The sequence below is a fragment of the Bacillus cereus group sp. MYBK245-2 genome (genome assembly GCF_051916145.1).
GTDB lineage: Bacteria > Bacillota > Bacilli > Bacillales > Bacillaceae_G > Bacillus_A > Bacillus_A pacificus.
Genome location: NZ_JBQAGB010000002.1, coordinates 184,836 through 200,604 on the forward strand (window position 1 = coordinate 184,836; position 15,769 = coordinate 200,604).

Below are 15,769 nucleotides of genomic sequence, written 5' to 3' on the forward strand. Positions count from 1 at the left end.
CCAGCGCAGCTTTTGTGAAAAATAAGTTGTTATGGAAGGTGGAAGAAATGATGAAAACGAAACAGACTGATGAATTATTAGCAAAAGATGAGCAATATGTTTGGCACGGAATGCGTCCCTTTAGTCCAAATAGTACAATGGTAGGGGCAAAAGCAGAAGGGTGCTGGGTTGAAGATATACAAGGAAAAAGATATTTAGATGGTATGAGTGGTCTTTGGTGTGTGAATAGTGGATATGGCAGAAAAGAGCTTGCAGAGGCGGCCTATAAGCAATTACAAACATTATCATACTTTCCGATGTCACAATCACATGAACCGGCTATAAAGCTTGCAGAAAAATTAAATGAATGGCTTGGAGGAGAGTATGTTATTTTCTTCTCTAATAGTGGTTCGGAAGCGAACGAAACAGCTTTTAAAATAGCGAGACAATACTATGCGCAAAAAGGTGAACCACATCGTTATAAATTTATGTCACGTTACCGCGGCTATCATGGGAATACAATGGCAACGATGGCAGCGACGGGACAAGCACAGCGTAGATATCAATATGAGCCATTTGCTTCAGGATTTTTACATGTAACGCCGCCAGATTGTTATCGTATGCCTGGAATAGAAAGAGAGAACATTTATGATGTAGAATGTGTAAAAGAAGTAGATCGGGTCATGACATGGGAACTAAGTGAAACGATTGCAGCTTTTATTATGGAACCAATTATTACAGGCGGAGGCATTTTAATGCCGCCACAAGACTATATGAAAGCTGTTCATGAAACGTGTCAAAAACACGGTGCCCTGCTTATTAGCGATGAAGTGATTTGCGGTTTTGGACGTACAGGAAAGGCATTTGGATTTATGAATTATGATGTGAAGCCTGATATTATTACAATGGCAAAAGGCATTACGAGTGCATATTTACCATTATCAGCAACAGCTGTGAAAAAAGAAATATATGAAGCATTTAAAGGAAAGGGAGAATATGAATTCTTCCGTCATATTAATACATTTGGTGGAAATCCTGCAGCTTGTGCACTAGCACTTAAAAATTTAGAAATTATGGAAAATGAAAATTTAATTGAGCGATCTGCGCAAATGGGTTCTCTTTTATTAGAGCAATTAAAAGAAGAAATTGGGGAGCATCCACTTGTTGGAGATATTAGAGGAAAAGGTCTACTAGTGGGAATTGAACTAGTAAACGATAAAGAGACGAAAGAGCCAATTGATAACGACAAAATTGCAAGTGTTGTAAATGCTTGCAAAGAAAAAGGGTTAATTATAGGTAGAAACGGTATGACAACAGCAGGATATAATAACGTCTTAACATTAGCGCCACCACTTGTTATTTCAAGTGAAGAAATTGCCTTTGTTGTTGGAACGTTGAAGACAGCGATGGAACGCATTTAATGAATCGAGCGAGCTGTGATTACAGCTCGCTTTTGTTTATCCCACTTAATGGGCAGTAAGACCCCCACCTCAAAATGCAGCGAAAGCAAAGGAGTTAGGTGGGGGTCGGGCTGCCCATTAAAGTCCGATTGGTGAGGGCTGATTAAAGTTTCACTTTATTAGGTGAAATATGATACGTTTTCAAAGGGAGGGAAATTATTATGAAGAAATATGATCCTAGTCAACATTATCACATCGGATATTATGAAGATGGATATGATTTAGAAGTGACAGCGTACAAAAGAATACATGAACCAGTTTGGGATGCTTATATTCCACACTATGAGGTAGACGATTTTTATAAGAAAGTGGAGGAAATGAAGCTAGGTGAATATGTAGATGATTATGGCATTATGGTGTATTCATTTCGTAATGATATTGATGATGATGAAGCGCGAATTATTTTTGAAAAATGGTTAAAAACGAACGGGATTGTTTAAAGATAAAACGAAAAAGAAGCTTACTATCTTATAAGATAGTAAGCTTCTTTTTTATTAAACTTATTTACTTGCTTTCATTGCTTTATCTTTTGCACCAAAAGTGTATTTTAACATTGGTGGTGTAATCATTGTAGTTAAAATAACGACAATAACGATAGCTGTAAAGTAATCTTGTGCTAGTAGACCTGAAGAAAGTCCTGTTCCTGCGATGATAAGTGCAACTTCACCACGAGAAACCATTCCAGAACCGATAATTGCAGAAGACTTAGCGTCAAATCCAGTCATTCGTGCACCTAAGCCACAACCGATTAGTTTCGTTAATACAGCGATTACTGTTAATGCTAGGATGAACCAAATTTGATCGCCAATACCGTCAAATGTAATATTCATACCGATACTTACGAAGAATACTGGAACGAACATAGCGTAAGCAATTGGTTCTACTTTCTTTTCTACCTCATGTTTGTAGTTCGTTTGAGAAATTGCGATACCAGCTGCGAAAGCACCGATAATACCAGCAATTCCTAATAGTTCGCCGAAATATGCGAATGAGAAACAGATGATAAGAGCCGCGCTCACGATAGACTCAGATACGCGTAGCGGTGATAACCAGCGCATAATCGCAGGAACACCTTTCCATCCGATTAAAATAATAGAAGCGAAGAATACAACTTTCTTCAAGATAATCATTGTTAAGTTAACATCGTCTGTACCTAGGAAACTCATTGCAAATGCTAATAAAATAACGACAAGAATGTCATCAAATACAGCTGCACCCAGCATAGTTGTACTTTCACGTGTTTTCATCTTTCCTAAATCGCGAAGTGTTTGTACGGAAATACTAACACTTGTCGCACATAGAAGTAATCCTAAAAATACAGCATTTCCTTGTTCCATTCCCATAATAAGACCAGAAACGTAACCACCTACGAATGGAAGAATGATACCTCCGAGTGCAACAGCTAAAGAAGAATTACGATTTGCGTTTAATTCCTCTAAGTCTGTTTCAAGTCCTGCCATAAACATTAAAAGAATAACACCAACATTACTTAATTGTGTTAGAAGTTCTGAGTTTTCAATCCAACCTAATACAGCTGGACCGATAACGATACCGACAATTAATTTACCTAGTACAGAAGGTTGACCTAATCTAACACTAAGATCACCAGCAAGCTTTGTACTTAATAAAATAAGTGCAATTTGAAAGAAAAATTCGAATTCCATCGGATCCTCTCCTTATCATTTTTATTTTTATCATACGATTTCTCGGAATTTGCCTAATGAAAATATGTAAAACCCATTAAACAAAGGGTCTGATTACGAGTTCTTTTGAACTTGTAATTTGAACCTGTAATTAATATATAATAGATTTTACAAAAAATCAATGAAAAAATAGGGGCTTTTTTAGAGAGAGACTGTGTAATTGGGGATATACATATAAGAGTAGCGTGTGAATTTATATATGTATGAAATAGTATGAAGTCCTTTTTCATTACAAATAATAAAGCCTAAATGCTATTTCACGAATTATAAATGTGAAAGGGAGGACTTATCATTTGAAGTCATTAAAAAACAACTTGTCTATCGTTGCTTTAGGTGGAGTAAATGAAATAGGGAAAAATATGTATGTTATTCAATTTGAAAATGATATTGTCATTATTGACTGTGGATCAAAATTTCCAGATGAAAGTTTATTAGGAATTGATTTAATCATTCCAGATGTCACCTACTTACAAGAAAATAAAGAAAAAATTCGCGGATTAGTCGTGACGCATGGACATGAAGACCATATTGGGGGAATACCATATTTTTTAAAACAACTAAACGTACCAATCTATGCGACGAAGTTAACGTTAGGTTTAATTGAAATTAAATTAAAGGAACATAACCTTCAAGATGATACAGAATTAATCGTGATTCATTCAGAATCAGAAATTGATTTCGGTGCTATTAAGACAACTTTCTTTAAAACGAATCATAGTATTCCAGATTGCCTCGGTATTGTTTTTCATACACCAGAAGGTACTATAGTACATACAGGTGATTTTAAATTTGATTTAACACCAGTTAATAATCAACATCCTGATATTCATAAAATGGCTAAAATAGGTAGTGAAGGTGTATTAGCTTTACTATCTGAAAGTACAAATGCAGAACGACCTGGATTTACCCCATCAGAAAGGTCGGTGGGGGAACGGATAGAGGAAATATTTATGAAAGCAAATAGGAAAGTGATTATTTCTACTTTTGCTTCTAATGTGAATCGTGTTCAGCAAATAGTTGAAGCTTGTATAAAAACAAATCGAAAACTGGCTTTGCTCGGCAGAAGTATGGTAAATGTAGTAGAAGTTGCTCTAGAGAAAGGGTATCTAAATATTCCAGATGGTATGCTAATTGAAGCAAATGAGGTAAATAATTTAGATCCAAAGCAGGTCGCAATACTTTGTACAGGAAGTCAAGGAGAACCAATGGCAGCTTTAGCGCGTTTAGCTAGTGGAAACTATAGGCAAGTAGATGTTTTACCAGAAGATACAGTTATTATAGCTGCGACTCCTATTCCAGGAAATGAACGTAATGTTTCGCGAATTATCGATAACTTATTTGCATTAGGGGCAAGAGTGATTTACGGATCAGGCAGTTCTACTGGAGTCCATGTATCTGGCCATGCATATCAAGAAGAATTAAAGTTAATGCTCACATTAATGAAGCCAAAATATTTTATCCCCATTCATGGAGAGTTTAGAATGCTACATCACCATAGCTTGCTAGCGGAATCAATTGGTGTTGAAAAAGAAAATATCTTTATCGTTCGTAATGGAGATGTTGTAGATATAAGTAATCAAGTGGCAATTCAATCGAGAAAAATACAAGCAGGAAATATATATGTAGATGGATTAGGAATTGGTGATGTTGGAAATGCATTATTACGTGATCGAAAACAACTTTCAGAAGATGGAATGCTCGTTATAGTTATTACTTTTAATAAAGTGGATGGAGAAATAATTTCAGGTCCTGATATTATTTCTCGTGGATTCGTCTATGTTCGTGATTCAGAAGAATTTTTGAAGGAATTAAATAAATTAGCTGTTATTACGATTAATAATGTAAAGAAAGAGAAAGTGAATAGCTGGGGTATTTTGAAAAGAGAAGTAAGAGAAGCTTTAGGGAAGTATATATATACGAGTACGAAAAGAAAACCGATGATTCTTCCTATAATTATAGAGGTGTAATAATGAATAAAAAGAATTCTCTTAAGGGAATTCTTTTTTGTTTTGAAGATAGAATGAACGTATAATGAAATAAATAGAAATGGAAGGGAATAAAAGATGTTATTAAACAAACGCTTTACAATTGGAGAAATGGCAAAAATGCATAATATAGCGGAATCTACTTTACGTTATTATGATGAAAAAGGAATTTTTCATCCGTCCATTGTGGACCCACAAACAAATTACCGCTATTACACAATCGATCAATTTTCACTATTAGATACGATTAAGTTTTTACGCCAATTAAATATTCCATTAAAGGAAATTAAGAAATATATTGATGAAAGAAATCCAGCATACGCACTCAATTTGTTGGAAAAACAACAAGAAATGATGTTGAAAAAACAAAGAGAAATTGAGTATGCTTTGGCGAAAATGGAGCATAGAATTCATTTGATTAAGGAAGCAACAAAAGCAAAAGCTAAACAAATGGTAATAAAAGAGATCCCGCGGCGAAAAATAACAGCCATTGCGGTTGCTCCGAATACGACGGATGATATGTTTGAGTACTACATTCATTCGTTGCAAAAAAATATGAGGCAAATGGATGATAGTTTATTTTCTGGAGATATTGGTGTAACAGTTGCGAAAAAAGGATTCATGCAAAATGAGTTTCAAGCGTATAGTAGCGTGTTTATTCTTTTGGATTATATGCCGTATGAAGTGCATAATTCAGATGAGATTAAGGAAGGTTTATATGCTTGTTCTTATCATCATGGACCGTATGAAGAAACAGATGCAACGTATAAGGAATTACTTGCATACATTGATCAAGAAGGATATGAAGTAAGTGGAGATGCGATTGAGATTGGATTAATCGATTGGTCTGTAACAGAAAATCCAGAGGAGCAAGTAACAGAAATTCAAATTCCTATCATGAAAAAATAAAACAATAAGCTGTAGCACTCGTATCATTACAAATGGGTATTAAATACGATAATTCAGTTACCTATTTTTTAAATTCTCTATTGACCTTCAAGTTACTTGAAGGTTTAAACTAAGAAAAGAGAGTTGAAAAAAGGAGCATAATAGTATGGAAGCAACAGAAAAATTAAGAGAAAAACCGATAAAAAGTTTATTTATTTCTTATTTAATACCAGCTGTTCTAGGAATGGTATTAATGTCGGTTAATATTGTAATTGATGCGGTAATGATTAGTCGGGGAGTTGGAGCAAATGGATTGGCAGGAGTAAACGTGGCTATTCCAGCGTTTTCAATTTTCTTCTCTATTTCATTATGGATTGGAATGGGCGGGGCAACGTTATATTCCATTGCATTAGGTGAAAATAAAATTGAAAGAGCAAGGTCTATTTTTACTCAATCCATGACGGTAGCAGTCATTATTGTAGGCGTTTTAGCGGCAATTTGCTTATGGAGAATAGAAGATTTAGCATACGTATTCGGTGCGAATGAAGTAATTTTACCGTATGCGTTAGACTATTTACACGTATTATTAACATTTGGAATGATATACGTTTTAGAAAATATTTTAAGTACATTTATACGAAATGATGGAAATCCTAATTTAGCAATGGCAGGTTTAGTTGTAACAGCTGTATTAAATATAGTGTTTGACTATATCTTTATTTTCATCTTTAAATGGGGCGTAACAGGAGCTGCTTCAGCAACTATTCTTTCAGCAGCGATTGGTTTCCTTGTATTATTAACGCATTTCTTTAGAAAAAGTAGTATTTTAAAATGGACGAAATTCCATTTTGAATGGGATACAGTAAAACAAATTATGATAATCGGTTTCCCGAGCTTTACAGCAGAAAGTACAGTAGCGATTGTAACGATTGGTTTTAATATTGCATTCGTTCAATATGCAGGAGAAGTAGGAGTCGCTTCTTATGCGATGGTGAATAGTATTCATGCAATGACATTACTATTATTCTTTGGTGTAGGTGCAGCATTACAACCGATTGCTAGTTTCCATTATGGTGCAAATTTAGCAGAGAGACTTCGTGAAGGATTGCAGTTTGCAGTGAAAATTGCAGTTGTACTTGGAGGCGTTGCAATAATTGTCGGATTATTCTTCGGGAAATATATTATTGGTCTATTTGATGTCCAATCTCCAGAGTTATTGGAGTTAACATTAACAGGTATGAGCTTGTTCTTTATCCAATATGTATTTTTAGGCTATAACATTGTGTATGGAGAGTACTTCCAATCAGTGCGACAAACGACAAAATCAGTACTTATTATAATGAGCCGAGGGTTGCTATTTATTATTCCATTATTATGGATTATGCCGAAATTATTTGGGATAAACGGAATTTGGCTCGTTATGCCAGTAGCGGAAGTATTGACAGCGATTATCGTATTTACGATGAATCGTATGAAACATCCTGTGCCATTAAACATGGCAGGCGAGAAAGAAGCAATATGATGAAGAAAATCCCCTTGAGCAAGTAAGGGGATTTTTTATTCTTTTAAACTAATAGCAAAAGATCCATCCGTTTCTTGAACAGACGCAAAGGCAACGTTTTTAATATTTGTGATGCCTTTTTCTTTTAATTCTTTATATAACCACTTTTCGTCCTTATGAATTAACTTTAAGTTATCGTATTGAATTTGTGAATCAACGATAAGGGCAATTGGTAATCCAGCATACTTAACATCTATGTTCAAATCTTTCGGAGTTAATGGGACAAGTTCACGCTTTGGTAAAATGCTAATGGCTCCATTCGCTTCTAAAATAGCGTATTCAATTTCATGAACACTTGGATATCCTGCGACACGAAGGTTAGAAAGTAATTCAGCAATGGGATACCTACTTTTTTGTAAGTTCTCAAAAATAATATCACCATGTTTAATTAAAATAATCGGGTGTCCGAGAATGAAACGATTTAGTTTGTTGAATAGGCTTAATTTTGTAAGGATTAAATGCAAACATGTAATAACGACCATACCGAGAAAAGCTTGCAAAGCACCAGAGACTGGTATGGCCTGAAAAGCTAAATAAGATAAAAAGATAATAGCACCAAAATCATGAGGAGTTAGTTGTGCTAAAGCTGATTTACCGAGCATCTTAAGTGATAGTAAAAATAAGATAAAAAAGAACGATACGTTACATAAAAAGAGAAGCAATAGAGACACTCCTTCGTGCAAAGTTGTACTTACTGTTCCCGAAAGAAATATAAATATTACTTTCTAGAGGATAAATTAGGTTGAATTGGAATTTGTCTGTATACAAACAAATAAATGGATATTATCATGAAAGAAGCAAAGAACATAGGAGTATATAGATATGAGAAAGAAAAAAATAATGAAGTATATGATAGGAATGATAATGGTTTGCGCCGTTTATGTGGGATTTTTACAATATAACATTTATAAGCATGGGCAAATGAATGCGACCTATGAAGCTGATTATATCATTGTATTAGGCTCGAAAGTAAACGGAACGAAACCATCGTACTCATTGCAATATCGTATTGATAAAGCAGCTGAGTATTTGAAAGCACATGAGAAAGCAATTGCTATTGTGTCTGGAGGAAAAGGAAAAGGGGAAGATATTTCAGAAGCATTAGCAATGAAAAATGAATTAATAAAACTAAAAATTGCAGAAGACCGCATTATAATGGAAGATAAGTCAACGAGTACAGATGAAAATATTAAATTCTCAAAACCTTTAATTCCGGACAATATGAAAAAAGGACTGATCGTAACAAATGACTTCCATATGTTTAGAGCGAAAAAAATAGCAGCTAAGCAAGGTTTACAATTAGAAGGTCTTCCGGCCGAAACACCAAAGCGAATTGTCATTCCATCGAATATACGTGAATATTTAGCCATTACGCAATATTGGTTTATGAATCGAATATAGTGGACGTGGTCCCGCCTAGCATTCTAGGCGGGATTTTTTGAGGGTAATCTTACAAATATGTCATCTTAATGAAAGGTAAAGCGATAGTTTCTAGAATGGATTCCTGACATAATGAAGATAACAAAAACTATTTAGAGGTGAATCGGATGAAAGGAAATAATATATTATCTTCACTATGTTACTTTAGTATCTTTTTTGCACCATTTTTACTACCAATTATAGTGTACTTCGTTGCAGAGGATGAAGTGAAATATCACGCGAAAAAAGCATTTTGGTCACATATTTTCCCGTATGCAATTTTATTCGGAGGGGTAGCGATATCAGGAATATACGGTTTAGGATTCAATCAATCTGACGGTGCTGGAATTGGGATCATGATCACATATGCAGTGTTCATTCTTGTAGGGATTTATTACTTCATTTGGAATATCGTAAAAGGTGTTAAAGTGTTGAAAACAGCGCAATAAGATAAGGGATAATTTGGAATGAATTTGTCGTTATTTGTCGGTAAGTCGATATATTGAAAAAATCGTCGATATAATTTCATTTACCGTATTAATAGATCTTTTAAAAGGAGCAATTCAAAAAGAATTGCTCTTTTTGTGCTTATAAGTTGTGAATATTGGAAAAGATATGTTAATTTTTCATTAGGAAGAGAAAAAAGGAGTGATTTTCATGAATGAGATGATACATAAAATGGAGCAACACGTTTCAGTTCGTAAATATAAAGAAGAATCCATTCCGAAAGATGTAGTAGAAAGAATGGTGCAAGCTGCGCAGCATGCTGCTTCCTCGCATTTTGTACAAGCTTACTCTGTTATATATGTAACCGATCAAGACTTAAAGGCGAAACTAGCAGAGTTATCCGGAAATCGTCATGTGAAGGACTGCGCAGCATTCTTTGTTTGTTGTGCAGATTTAAAACGACTTGAAATGGCATGTGAAAAACATGGTACAGAGATAAAGCATGAAGGAGTAGAAGACTTTATCGTAGCAACGGTAGATGCTTCACTCTTTGCGCAAAACTTGGCGTTAGCAGCAGAATCGTTAGGATACGGTATTTGTTATATTGGTGGTATTCGTAATAATCCGGGAGAAGTGAGCGAATTGCTTCATTTACCAGATAAAGTATATCCTGTATTCGGAATGACAGTCGGTGTATCAGATGAAGATCATGGAGTAAAACCACGCTTACCAGTAGCAGCAATCCTTCATGAAAATGGATATGATGAAAAGAAATATGATGAATTACTAAACGAATACGATGAAACGATGAGCGCGTATTATAAAGAAAGATCATCAAATAAGAAAAACGCAACATGGACGGAATCGATGAGTTCGTTTATGTCTAAAGAAAAAAGAATGCATATGAAAGAGTTTTTAAGTGAAAAAGGATTTAATAAGAAATGAGTAAAAAGGCAGATCTGAAGCGAAGGAGAACTTGCAATATTTTAAAAATGTAACAGAGATTTGTGATGAAATGTTAGTTTAAGTGAATAGTTTGATTGCTAATACCTAAGTTCAGAATGTAGATACCATTTTCTGAACTTAGGTATTTTATTTGTTATCATATACATAAAAATTAAAAAAATTTTACAAAAGTGATAGAAAATGAGAATAAAATGCCAATAGTAAGTAAAGGCAGCTGCTAAAGGGGAATTGAGGAAGGAAGATGTTTATGATTTTCGATTCTGAAGTGGATTTAATTACAGCTATGAAAAAACGTGATCAAGATGCTTTGAAAGAAGTAATTGATCAATATGGAAAATTAATTTTATACATTATTCATAAATCATTAAGTAGCCCTATGGAGAAACAATATGTGGATGATTGTTATAACGATGTATTTACTGTCATTTGGTTTCATATCGAACAATTTGATATGGAAAAGGGAAACTTCAAATCTTGGATGATTGGTATTACTAAATTAAAGACATTGGAATATAAAAAGAAAGTATATAAAGAGAATAAAGTCGATAAAGACGTAGAGATAGATACAGGTGTCCATGATAGGTATGAAATAGAACAAGAAGAAGAGATTATGGAAATAGTCCAAGATTTAAACAAGAAGGATCGATATATCTTTTTAAAGAGGTACATTGATGGATATTCCATTGACGATATTGCAAAAGAATTAAAAGTAACGGCGGATTATATATACAATCGAATTTCTCGTGGGAAGAAAAAAATTCAAAAACTATGGAAAGGGAGTGTGTAATATGGATAAAAGATTATTATCTATGTTAAATGAGCTCCAATATTCAGATGAAGAAATTGCACGTTTAGAGAAAGAAGCGGATGAGACTATCAATATAGATAAGTATTATGTGAAAAACGGAGAATTATTGAAGAAATTAACGGTGCAAATGTTGGAAGAATCAGTTCGGAAAGATTTACAAGAAGGAGAAGAAATCGAATGCGAAATATTAGTAGAAGAGGGGAGTCTTGTAAATTCTAAAGTTATACCGAATATATTAACGGCAGGTGCTGCTTTTTATTATTACATTGTTTTAACAAATACAAGATTACGAATTAAATCGTTAGATTGTTATTTCAAAGAAATAAATGAGTACAATGTTCTAATTAGTTCAATTCAAGCAGTTTCGAGACATAAAAAAATGAAGAATGTATATGGAATTACTATAGATAATAACTATATACAATTAGGAAGTACCGAGCATGAGCAAGAATTGAAAACGGTAATTGAGAAGCTAAAACAACGAGGGGTGAAAGAAGAGAGATATAAAGAGTTTGAAAAAAGTTGGCTGATTTTTTTCAATGTGTTTGTAATAGCGATAGGTGGGCTTCTAGTTTTAAAATATTTAATTTGAAAATAAAAAGCGGCATAATAGCCGCTTTTTATTGTTATCACGTTCAAAAATATTGAAAACTTATCCGTTATGACACAAACTAAAGCACCTTCTATAACGAATGCAAACTTTCAATAAGAAGGTACATGCCCGTGCAACTTAAAAGGATGTACGTAAATATTTTAAAAATCCGTTGATTAAGCCATTTGAAAATAATTTGACCTATATACAAACCTAGAAATACGATTGGAATAGCGTAAAAACTTGATTCCCAAATTGTTTTGTTTGTGCCAGTAAAGAGTATTTGCGTTAGTAGACTAATGAAATATATAAATAGATAAAAAGCTAAAGTAGTTGCTCTCAGCTTCTCTTTTTTTGTATCAGTTCCTGTAAAGTACAGTAACAGAGGTGGTCCCGGCATACCGATACTTGTCGTTAAAAGACCGGATAATCCTCCCGCTAAGAAATCTCTAGATTTTGTTGATTGAATCTTAAAGTTACAGATTAGCATCAACGTTAATAGTAAGAGCAAGATGCTAATTGCTAATTTAAACGTATTGATGTTAATGGAAACGAAAATGAAAATACCAAAAGGAACACCAACTATACTGCCGACAATTAATCTTTTCAGTAGAATACAATCAATGTTCATTCTTATTTTCCAAATGAGTGATATAGAAATAATGAATGATAAAATGATATTTATTTGTATAGCTTCTTGTGGTAGAAATAACATGAGTAAGAAAGGTGTTGCCATAATAGAAAAGCCAAAACCGGTACTCGTTTGTAAAATAGAAGCTACTAATATAATACAAATGAACATGAATATAGTATTCAAAAAAGCCCCCCTACATAATCAAATTTCATTAATATTTTAACATAAAGTAAAACTTTAATCAGTGAGGGCTTACTACCTAGCAAATCGCCGCTTGTTATGTTGCGGTTAATATTTCAATGATGATCCTGTAGCCTTAAAATATTTTTCTCGTGAAGGAGTCATTACTCGGATTGCTAATAAACAGGAAAGGAAAAGGATGAGTAACGAGCTACTTATTACAGTCATTTGAACGGAAAGAAATTGTGCGGATGCTCCAATTGCTAAAATGAAAAAGATTTGGATAAAACTTTTTATGGAATCAAATACGCTATCGATACGTCCTATCATATGAACCGGAATGTTATTTTGATAAAATGTAAAAAAGCCAGTACCAGCAAATGATGAAGAAATGCCAAGTAAAATAAAACCGCCTGCCGCGACGATAAATGAATTTGAAAAGGCGAAAATTACATAGCCTATTGCTGTGAAAATTGTCCCTAATCCGATACAATATTGAATTGGTAAACGTTTGGCAAAAAGAGAGACAAGAAATGAACCGAAAACGTAAGCAGCGCCAGTTATACTAACAAGCATACTGTATTCTATATCGGTTAAAAACAGTACTTGTCTTGTAAAAACAACTTCTTGTGAATCAAGTGCCATAGCGACAAGCATAGTCGCTTGAAATAAAACGAATATGAGAATAATGTACGTTTCAGTTCGAGCGAATGAAAAAACTTGTTTCCAATCACTTCGTAATGTTTGTACGAAAGTATTTGCAACTTCTTCGCTTTGCTTTGTTTGTAACGTAATATTAGGTAAGAAATAAATGAGAATAGTAGAAAGTAGAAAGGAAAGTGAGTTGCAGTAAATTACAAAGGATGCTGAGTGCGTGGTGAGAAGTATTCCAGCAAGAGCTGGACCGATAATAAAAGCCCCGCTTGTACAAAAGCTACTCCAAGCGTTGAATTGAGCGCGTTCTTCAGCAGGTATAAGCATTGTTTTATAAGAAAATGAAGCTGGATCGAAAAATGATGTAGCGATACGAGTTAAAAAGATAAAAATATAAATGGCCCAAATAGAATCAAATAGTGGAACGCAGCCAATGAGAATTGCTCGAATTATATCTGTGATGAGCATAATGGACCGTTTGTTTAATCGATCTACTATGCTACCAGACCAAATTTTTGTAACAACGGTCGCAATTGGACCGACAATCCATAATCCTGCTACAGCAGCAGGGGAGTTTGTGCTATGTAACACCATTACGTTTAGGGCGATGAGATACATAGAATCACCTAAACGAGAAATTCCTGTTCCCGACAATAATAATAATTTATTTTTCATGAACAAATGGCCCTTTCTTTCATTGTTTTTTTAGCCTGCAGGAAATAGCGTATTCCTCTTCAGAGTGTGATTGACGAGCGGTTTTGTTTTCCCATCGTAATAAAACTTGTGTAACTTCCCAAGTAAGCTGTTGTAATTCCTCTGGAGTTAAAAATAAATGAGATACAATATGACTATCTGTATTCGTTCCTTCTGTGCCGCTTTCTTCAATATAGAAATGAGCGGATTTTGCCTTGTAATATTTTTCAATAATTCCTCGTTTTTCTTTCGTGTCTACTAATTCAAGTAACCCTCCATCGTACAAAATTTGAACGTGATAATGTACGCTACCAGCAGATTTATTTAGTTTAGTAGCTACTTGCTTTGCAGTGAGTGCTTCGTCTTTTAAAAGGTGAAGAATTTGAATACGTGTTGCATTGGAAATAAGTTTCTGCTGCTCAGCTGAAATAGTAAGCCTATCTTCAAACATTATAATATCCCCTTTCTTATAATCTAAATTTATTGTACATTCTAAAAAATTAGAACGTAAGAAAAATAAATCGCCTTTTTCCTCTGTTTTTCGACATAAATAAAAATAGCATGTACATAAACATGCTATTAAGTAATAGTAGATTCTTCATTAAGTTTCCCGCGATAAAACAGGTAAAGCCATATAAAACTTACAAATATACAGCATGTAGCTAGAAAACTACCAATTATTTGAGGAGAAAGGATTTCTAATAGCCATCCTGTAATGAACATAGAGAACTGTATAAGTGAACCGTAAATTGAGTAATGAAAGGAAAAAACTTTACCAATCATACTTTCGTGCGTGTAAGTTTGAAGTAATGTCGTATCAAGTGGAACGATGATTCCTCCTGCTATGCGCATACAGAGCAATGTAATGATACCGAAAATAAGTTGATCGGATAGAATGAATCCAAGAAAGAAAATGCCTTGTAGGAAATAGGCCCAACCAAATGCTTTTTTCATTTTTTCTTTATTGCTGGATATGTAAAGAGTAACGAGAAGGCTTCCTATCATAAGCCCAGCCCCTTGAACCGTATATAAAATCCCAATGTTCGTGTGGAAAATTTTTTCGGCATAGATTGTTAGAAGTAGCTGATAAGCGCCGCCAATTATGCCCCATGAAATGCCGACAAGAATTAATGTTAAAATGATTTTTGTTTGTAATATGTATGTATAACCATCTTTTATATCAGTAAAAAATGCTTTTTTCTTATTAAAATTAATATGAGCAGGGATACTCATACTATAAATAAAATAGGCTGAAACAAAGTAGGAAAGGCTATTTACTAAAAAAGCGAACTCAATATGTAAAGATTGTGCGATAATCCCGCCTAAAGAAGCTCCCATAATAGACATAAAACCATTCATTGTACTAGAAAGAGAATTAGCAGTTACGAAATGATTTTGATGTACGATGTTTTTTAAGGTTGCTTGTTTAGCCGGCTCAAATAAACAAGAAAGTACGGATAAACATATATTAGAAATGAAAATAATCTCAATTTTATATAGTGCGAATAAGTAAGTGAGGACGATTATGCCTCGTAAAATATCGGTAAAAATCATAATATTCTTTTTAGAAAAACGATCTACAACTCCGCCTATGAAAGGACTAAGCAGAAGCTGAGGTAAACCTTTACTTATAAAGGTGAGTGCGATCATAAATGGAGATTCCGTTATGCTATAGACGAACGTTAATAAAGCTACAGTATGAAACCAATCTCCAAGCACACTTAATGTTTGCCCATAAAATAGTTTTTTGAAGTTATTATTTGTTTTAAGAAGCGCGGAATAAGAAACTGACATAAAAAG

At 34.0% G+C, this 15,769-nt stretch carries 16 protein-coding genes; 10 read left to right on the forward strand and 6 right to left on the reverse strand.

Annotated elements, in window-relative coordinates; genetic code table 11:
* Positions 1-50: 50 nt before the first annotated feature.
* Entirely contained in the window at positions 51-1,400 is a 1,350-nt protein-coding gene (locus ACTFRN_RS05795) for an aspartate aminotransferase family protein (protein WP_000850971.1), read from the forward strand.
* A 200-nt stretch (positions 1,401-1,600) separates the two neighbouring features.
* Positions 1,601-1,879, forward strand: a complete 279-nt coding sequence (locus ACTFRN_RS05800; RefSeq protein WP_016717048.1) for a DUF3986 family protein — start codon at positions 1,601-1,603, stop codon at positions 1,877-1,879.
* A 60-nt stretch (positions 1,880-1,939) separates the two neighbouring features.
* Here ACTFRN_RS05800 and ACTFRN_RS05805 read toward each other — a convergent pair whose 3' ends face one another.
* On the reverse strand, positions 1,940-3,103 hold the full coding sequence (locus ACTFRN_RS05805) for a cation:proton antiporter (protein ID WP_000393887.1): 1,164 nt from the start codon (positions 3,101-3,103) through the stop codon (positions 1,940-1,942).
* A 332-nt stretch (positions 3,104-3,435) separates the two neighbouring features.
* Here ACTFRN_RS05805 and ACTFRN_RS05810 point away from each other — a divergent pair, with 332 nt between their 5' ends.
* The 3 genes from ACTFRN_RS05810 to ACTFRN_RS05820 all read left to right on the forward strand — a co-directional run bounded on the left by ACTFRN_RS05810 (position 3,436) and on the right by ACTFRN_RS05820 (position 7,537).
* A complete protein-coding gene (locus tag ACTFRN_RS05810; RefSeq protein WP_088106577.1) occupies positions 3,436-5,109 on the forward strand; it encodes a ribonuclease J in 1,674 nt (557 codons plus the stop codon).
* Between the two features lie 96 nt (positions 5,110-5,205).
* Positions 5,206-6,036, forward strand: coding sequence for a MerR family transcriptional regulator (locus ACTFRN_RS05815; RefSeq protein WP_000925926.1), 831 nt, complete (start codon positions 5,206-5,208; stop codon positions 6,034-6,036).
* Positions 6,037-6,181: 145 nt separating this feature from the next.
* Positions 6,182-7,537, forward strand: coding sequence for an MATE family efflux transporter (locus ACTFRN_RS05820; protein ID WP_000388382.1), 1,356 nt, complete (start codon positions 6,182-6,184; stop codon positions 7,535-7,537).
* 35 nt (positions 7,538-7,572) lie between these two features.
* Here the strand turns inward: ACTFRN_RS05820 and ACTFRN_RS05825 are convergent, their stop codons facing one another.
* On the reverse strand, positions 7,573-8,238 hold the full coding sequence (locus tag ACTFRN_RS05825) for a DUF421 domain-containing protein (protein WP_000923931.1): 666 nt from the start codon (positions 8,236-8,238) through the stop codon (positions 7,573-7,575).
* 187 nt (positions 8,239-8,425) lie between these two features.
* On the opposite strand from ACTFRN_RS05825, the gene ACTFRN_RS05830 reads away from it, so the two are divergent.
* The 5 genes from ACTFRN_RS05830 to ACTFRN_RS05850 all read left to right on the forward strand — a co-directional run bounded on the left by ACTFRN_RS05830 (position 8,426) and on the right by ACTFRN_RS05850 (position 11,808).
* Positions 8,426-8,977, forward strand: coding sequence for a YdcF family protein (locus ACTFRN_RS05830; protein ID WP_308196943.1), 552 nt, complete (start codon positions 8,426-8,428; stop codon positions 8,975-8,977).
* A 146-nt stretch (positions 8,978-9,123) separates the two neighbouring features.
* Entirely contained in the window at positions 9,124-9,444 is a 321-nt protein-coding gene (locus ACTFRN_RS05835; RefSeq protein WP_000678047.1) for a DUF4870 domain-containing protein, read from the forward strand.
* 208 nt (positions 9,445-9,652) lie between these two features.
* Positions 9,653-10,387, forward strand: coding sequence for an oxygen-insensitive NADPH nitroreductase (gene nfsA, locus ACTFRN_RS05840; protein ID WP_001004533.1), 735 nt, complete (start codon positions 9,653-9,655; stop codon positions 10,385-10,387).
* Between the two features lie 262 nt (positions 10,388-10,649).
* Positions 10,650-11,195 carry a sigma-70 family RNA polymerase sigma factor gene (locus tag ACTFRN_RS05845; protein WP_029141091.1) on the forward strand — a complete coding sequence of 182 codons (546 nt, stop codon included), beginning with the start codon at positions 10,650-10,652 and terminating at the stop codon, positions 11,193-11,195.
* A 1-nt stretch (position 11,196) separates the two neighbouring features.
* On the forward strand, positions 11,197-11,808 hold the full coding sequence (locus tag ACTFRN_RS05850) for a flagellar motor switch protein FliG (RefSeq protein WP_014893162.1): 612 nt from the start codon (positions 11,197-11,199) through the stop codon (positions 11,806-11,808).
* Positions 11,809-11,899: 91 nt separating this feature from the next.
* On the opposite strand, the gene ACTFRN_RS05855 is transcribed toward ACTFRN_RS05850, so the two are convergent.
* The 4 genes from ACTFRN_RS05855 to ACTFRN_RS05870 form a co-directional block, all read right to left on the reverse strand.
* Positions 11,900-12,625 (reverse strand): sulfite exporter TauE/SafE family protein, encoded by a 726-nt coding sequence (locus ACTFRN_RS05855; protein ID WP_088106578.1) that lies wholly within the window; start codon positions 12,623-12,625, stop codon positions 11,900-11,902.
* A 105-nt stretch (positions 12,626-12,730) separates the two neighbouring features.
* Positions 12,731-13,951: an MFS transporter gene (locus ACTFRN_RS05860; RefSeq protein ID WP_088106579.1), complete on the reverse strand. Its 1,221-nt coding sequence runs from the start codon at positions 13,949-13,951 to the stop codon at positions 12,731-12,733.
* Positions 13,952-13,970: 19 nt separating this feature from the next.
* Positions 13,971-14,420, reverse strand: coding sequence for an ArsR/SmtB family transcription factor (locus tag ACTFRN_RS05865; RefSeq protein WP_000461273.1), 450 nt, complete (start codon positions 14,418-14,420; stop codon positions 13,971-13,973).
* Positions 14,421-14,548: 128 nt separating this feature from the next.
* Positions 14,549-15,763 carry an MFS transporter gene (locus ACTFRN_RS05870; protein WP_000117045.1) on the reverse strand — a complete coding sequence of 405 codons (1,215 nt, stop codon included), beginning with the start codon at positions 15,761-15,763 and terminating at the stop codon, positions 14,549-14,551.
* Between the last annotated feature and the right edge of the window lie 6 nt (positions 15,764-15,769).

What these genes read in the sequence shown, in the direction of transcription:
- ACTFRN_RS05795 (WP_000850971.1), top strand. Translation starts at nt 51, where the DNA reads ATGAAAACGAAACAGACTGATGAATTATTAGCAAAAGATGAGCAATAT.
- ACTFRN_RS05800 (WP_016717048.1), top strand. Translation starts at nt 1,601, where the DNA reads ATGAAGAAATATGATCCTAGTCAACATTATCACATCGGATATTATGAA.
- ACTFRN_RS05805 (WP_000393887.1), bottom strand. Translation starts at nt 3,103, where the DNA reads ATGGAATTCGAATTTTTCTTTCAAATTGCACTTATTTTATTAAGTACA.
- ACTFRN_RS05815 (WP_000925926.1), top strand. Translation starts at nt 5,206, where the DNA reads ATGTTATTAAACAAACGCTTTACAATTGGAGAAATGGCAAAAATGCAT.
- ACTFRN_RS05820 (WP_000388382.1), top strand. Translation starts at nt 6,182, where the DNA reads ATGGAAGCAACAGAAAAATTAAGAGAAAAACCGATAAAAAGTTTATTT.
- ACTFRN_RS05830 (WP_308196943.1), top strand. Translation starts at nt 8,426, where the DNA reads ATGATAGGAATGATAATGGTTTGCGCCGTTTATGTGGGATTTTTACAA.
- ACTFRN_RS05835 (WP_000678047.1), top strand. Translation starts at nt 9,124, where the DNA reads ATGAAAGGAAATAATATATTATCTTCACTATGTTACTTTAGTATCTTT.
- nfsA (WP_001004533.1), top strand. Translation starts at nt 9,653, where the DNA reads ATGAATGAGATGATACATAAAATGGAGCAACACGTTTCAGTTCGTAAA.
- ACTFRN_RS05845 (WP_029141091.1), top strand. Translation starts at nt 10,650, where the DNA reads ATGTTTATGATTTTCGATTCTGAAGTGGATTTAATTACAGCTATGAAA.
- ACTFRN_RS05850 (WP_014893162.1), top strand. Translation starts at nt 11,197, where the DNA reads ATGGATAAAAGATTATTATCTATGTTAAATGAGCTCCAATATTCAGAT.
- ACTFRN_RS05860 (WP_088106579.1), bottom strand. Translation starts at nt 13,951, where the DNA reads ATGAAAAATAAATTATTATTATTGTCGGGAACAGGAATTTCTCGTTTA.
- ACTFRN_RS05865 (WP_000461273.1), bottom strand. Translation starts at nt 14,420, where the DNA reads ATGTTTGAAGATAGGCTTACTATTTCAGCTGAGCAGCAGAAACTTATT.
- ACTFRN_RS05870 (WP_000117045.1), bottom strand. Translation starts at nt 15,763, where the DNA reads ATGTCAGTTTCTTATTCCGCGCTTCTTAAAACAAATAATAACTTCAAA.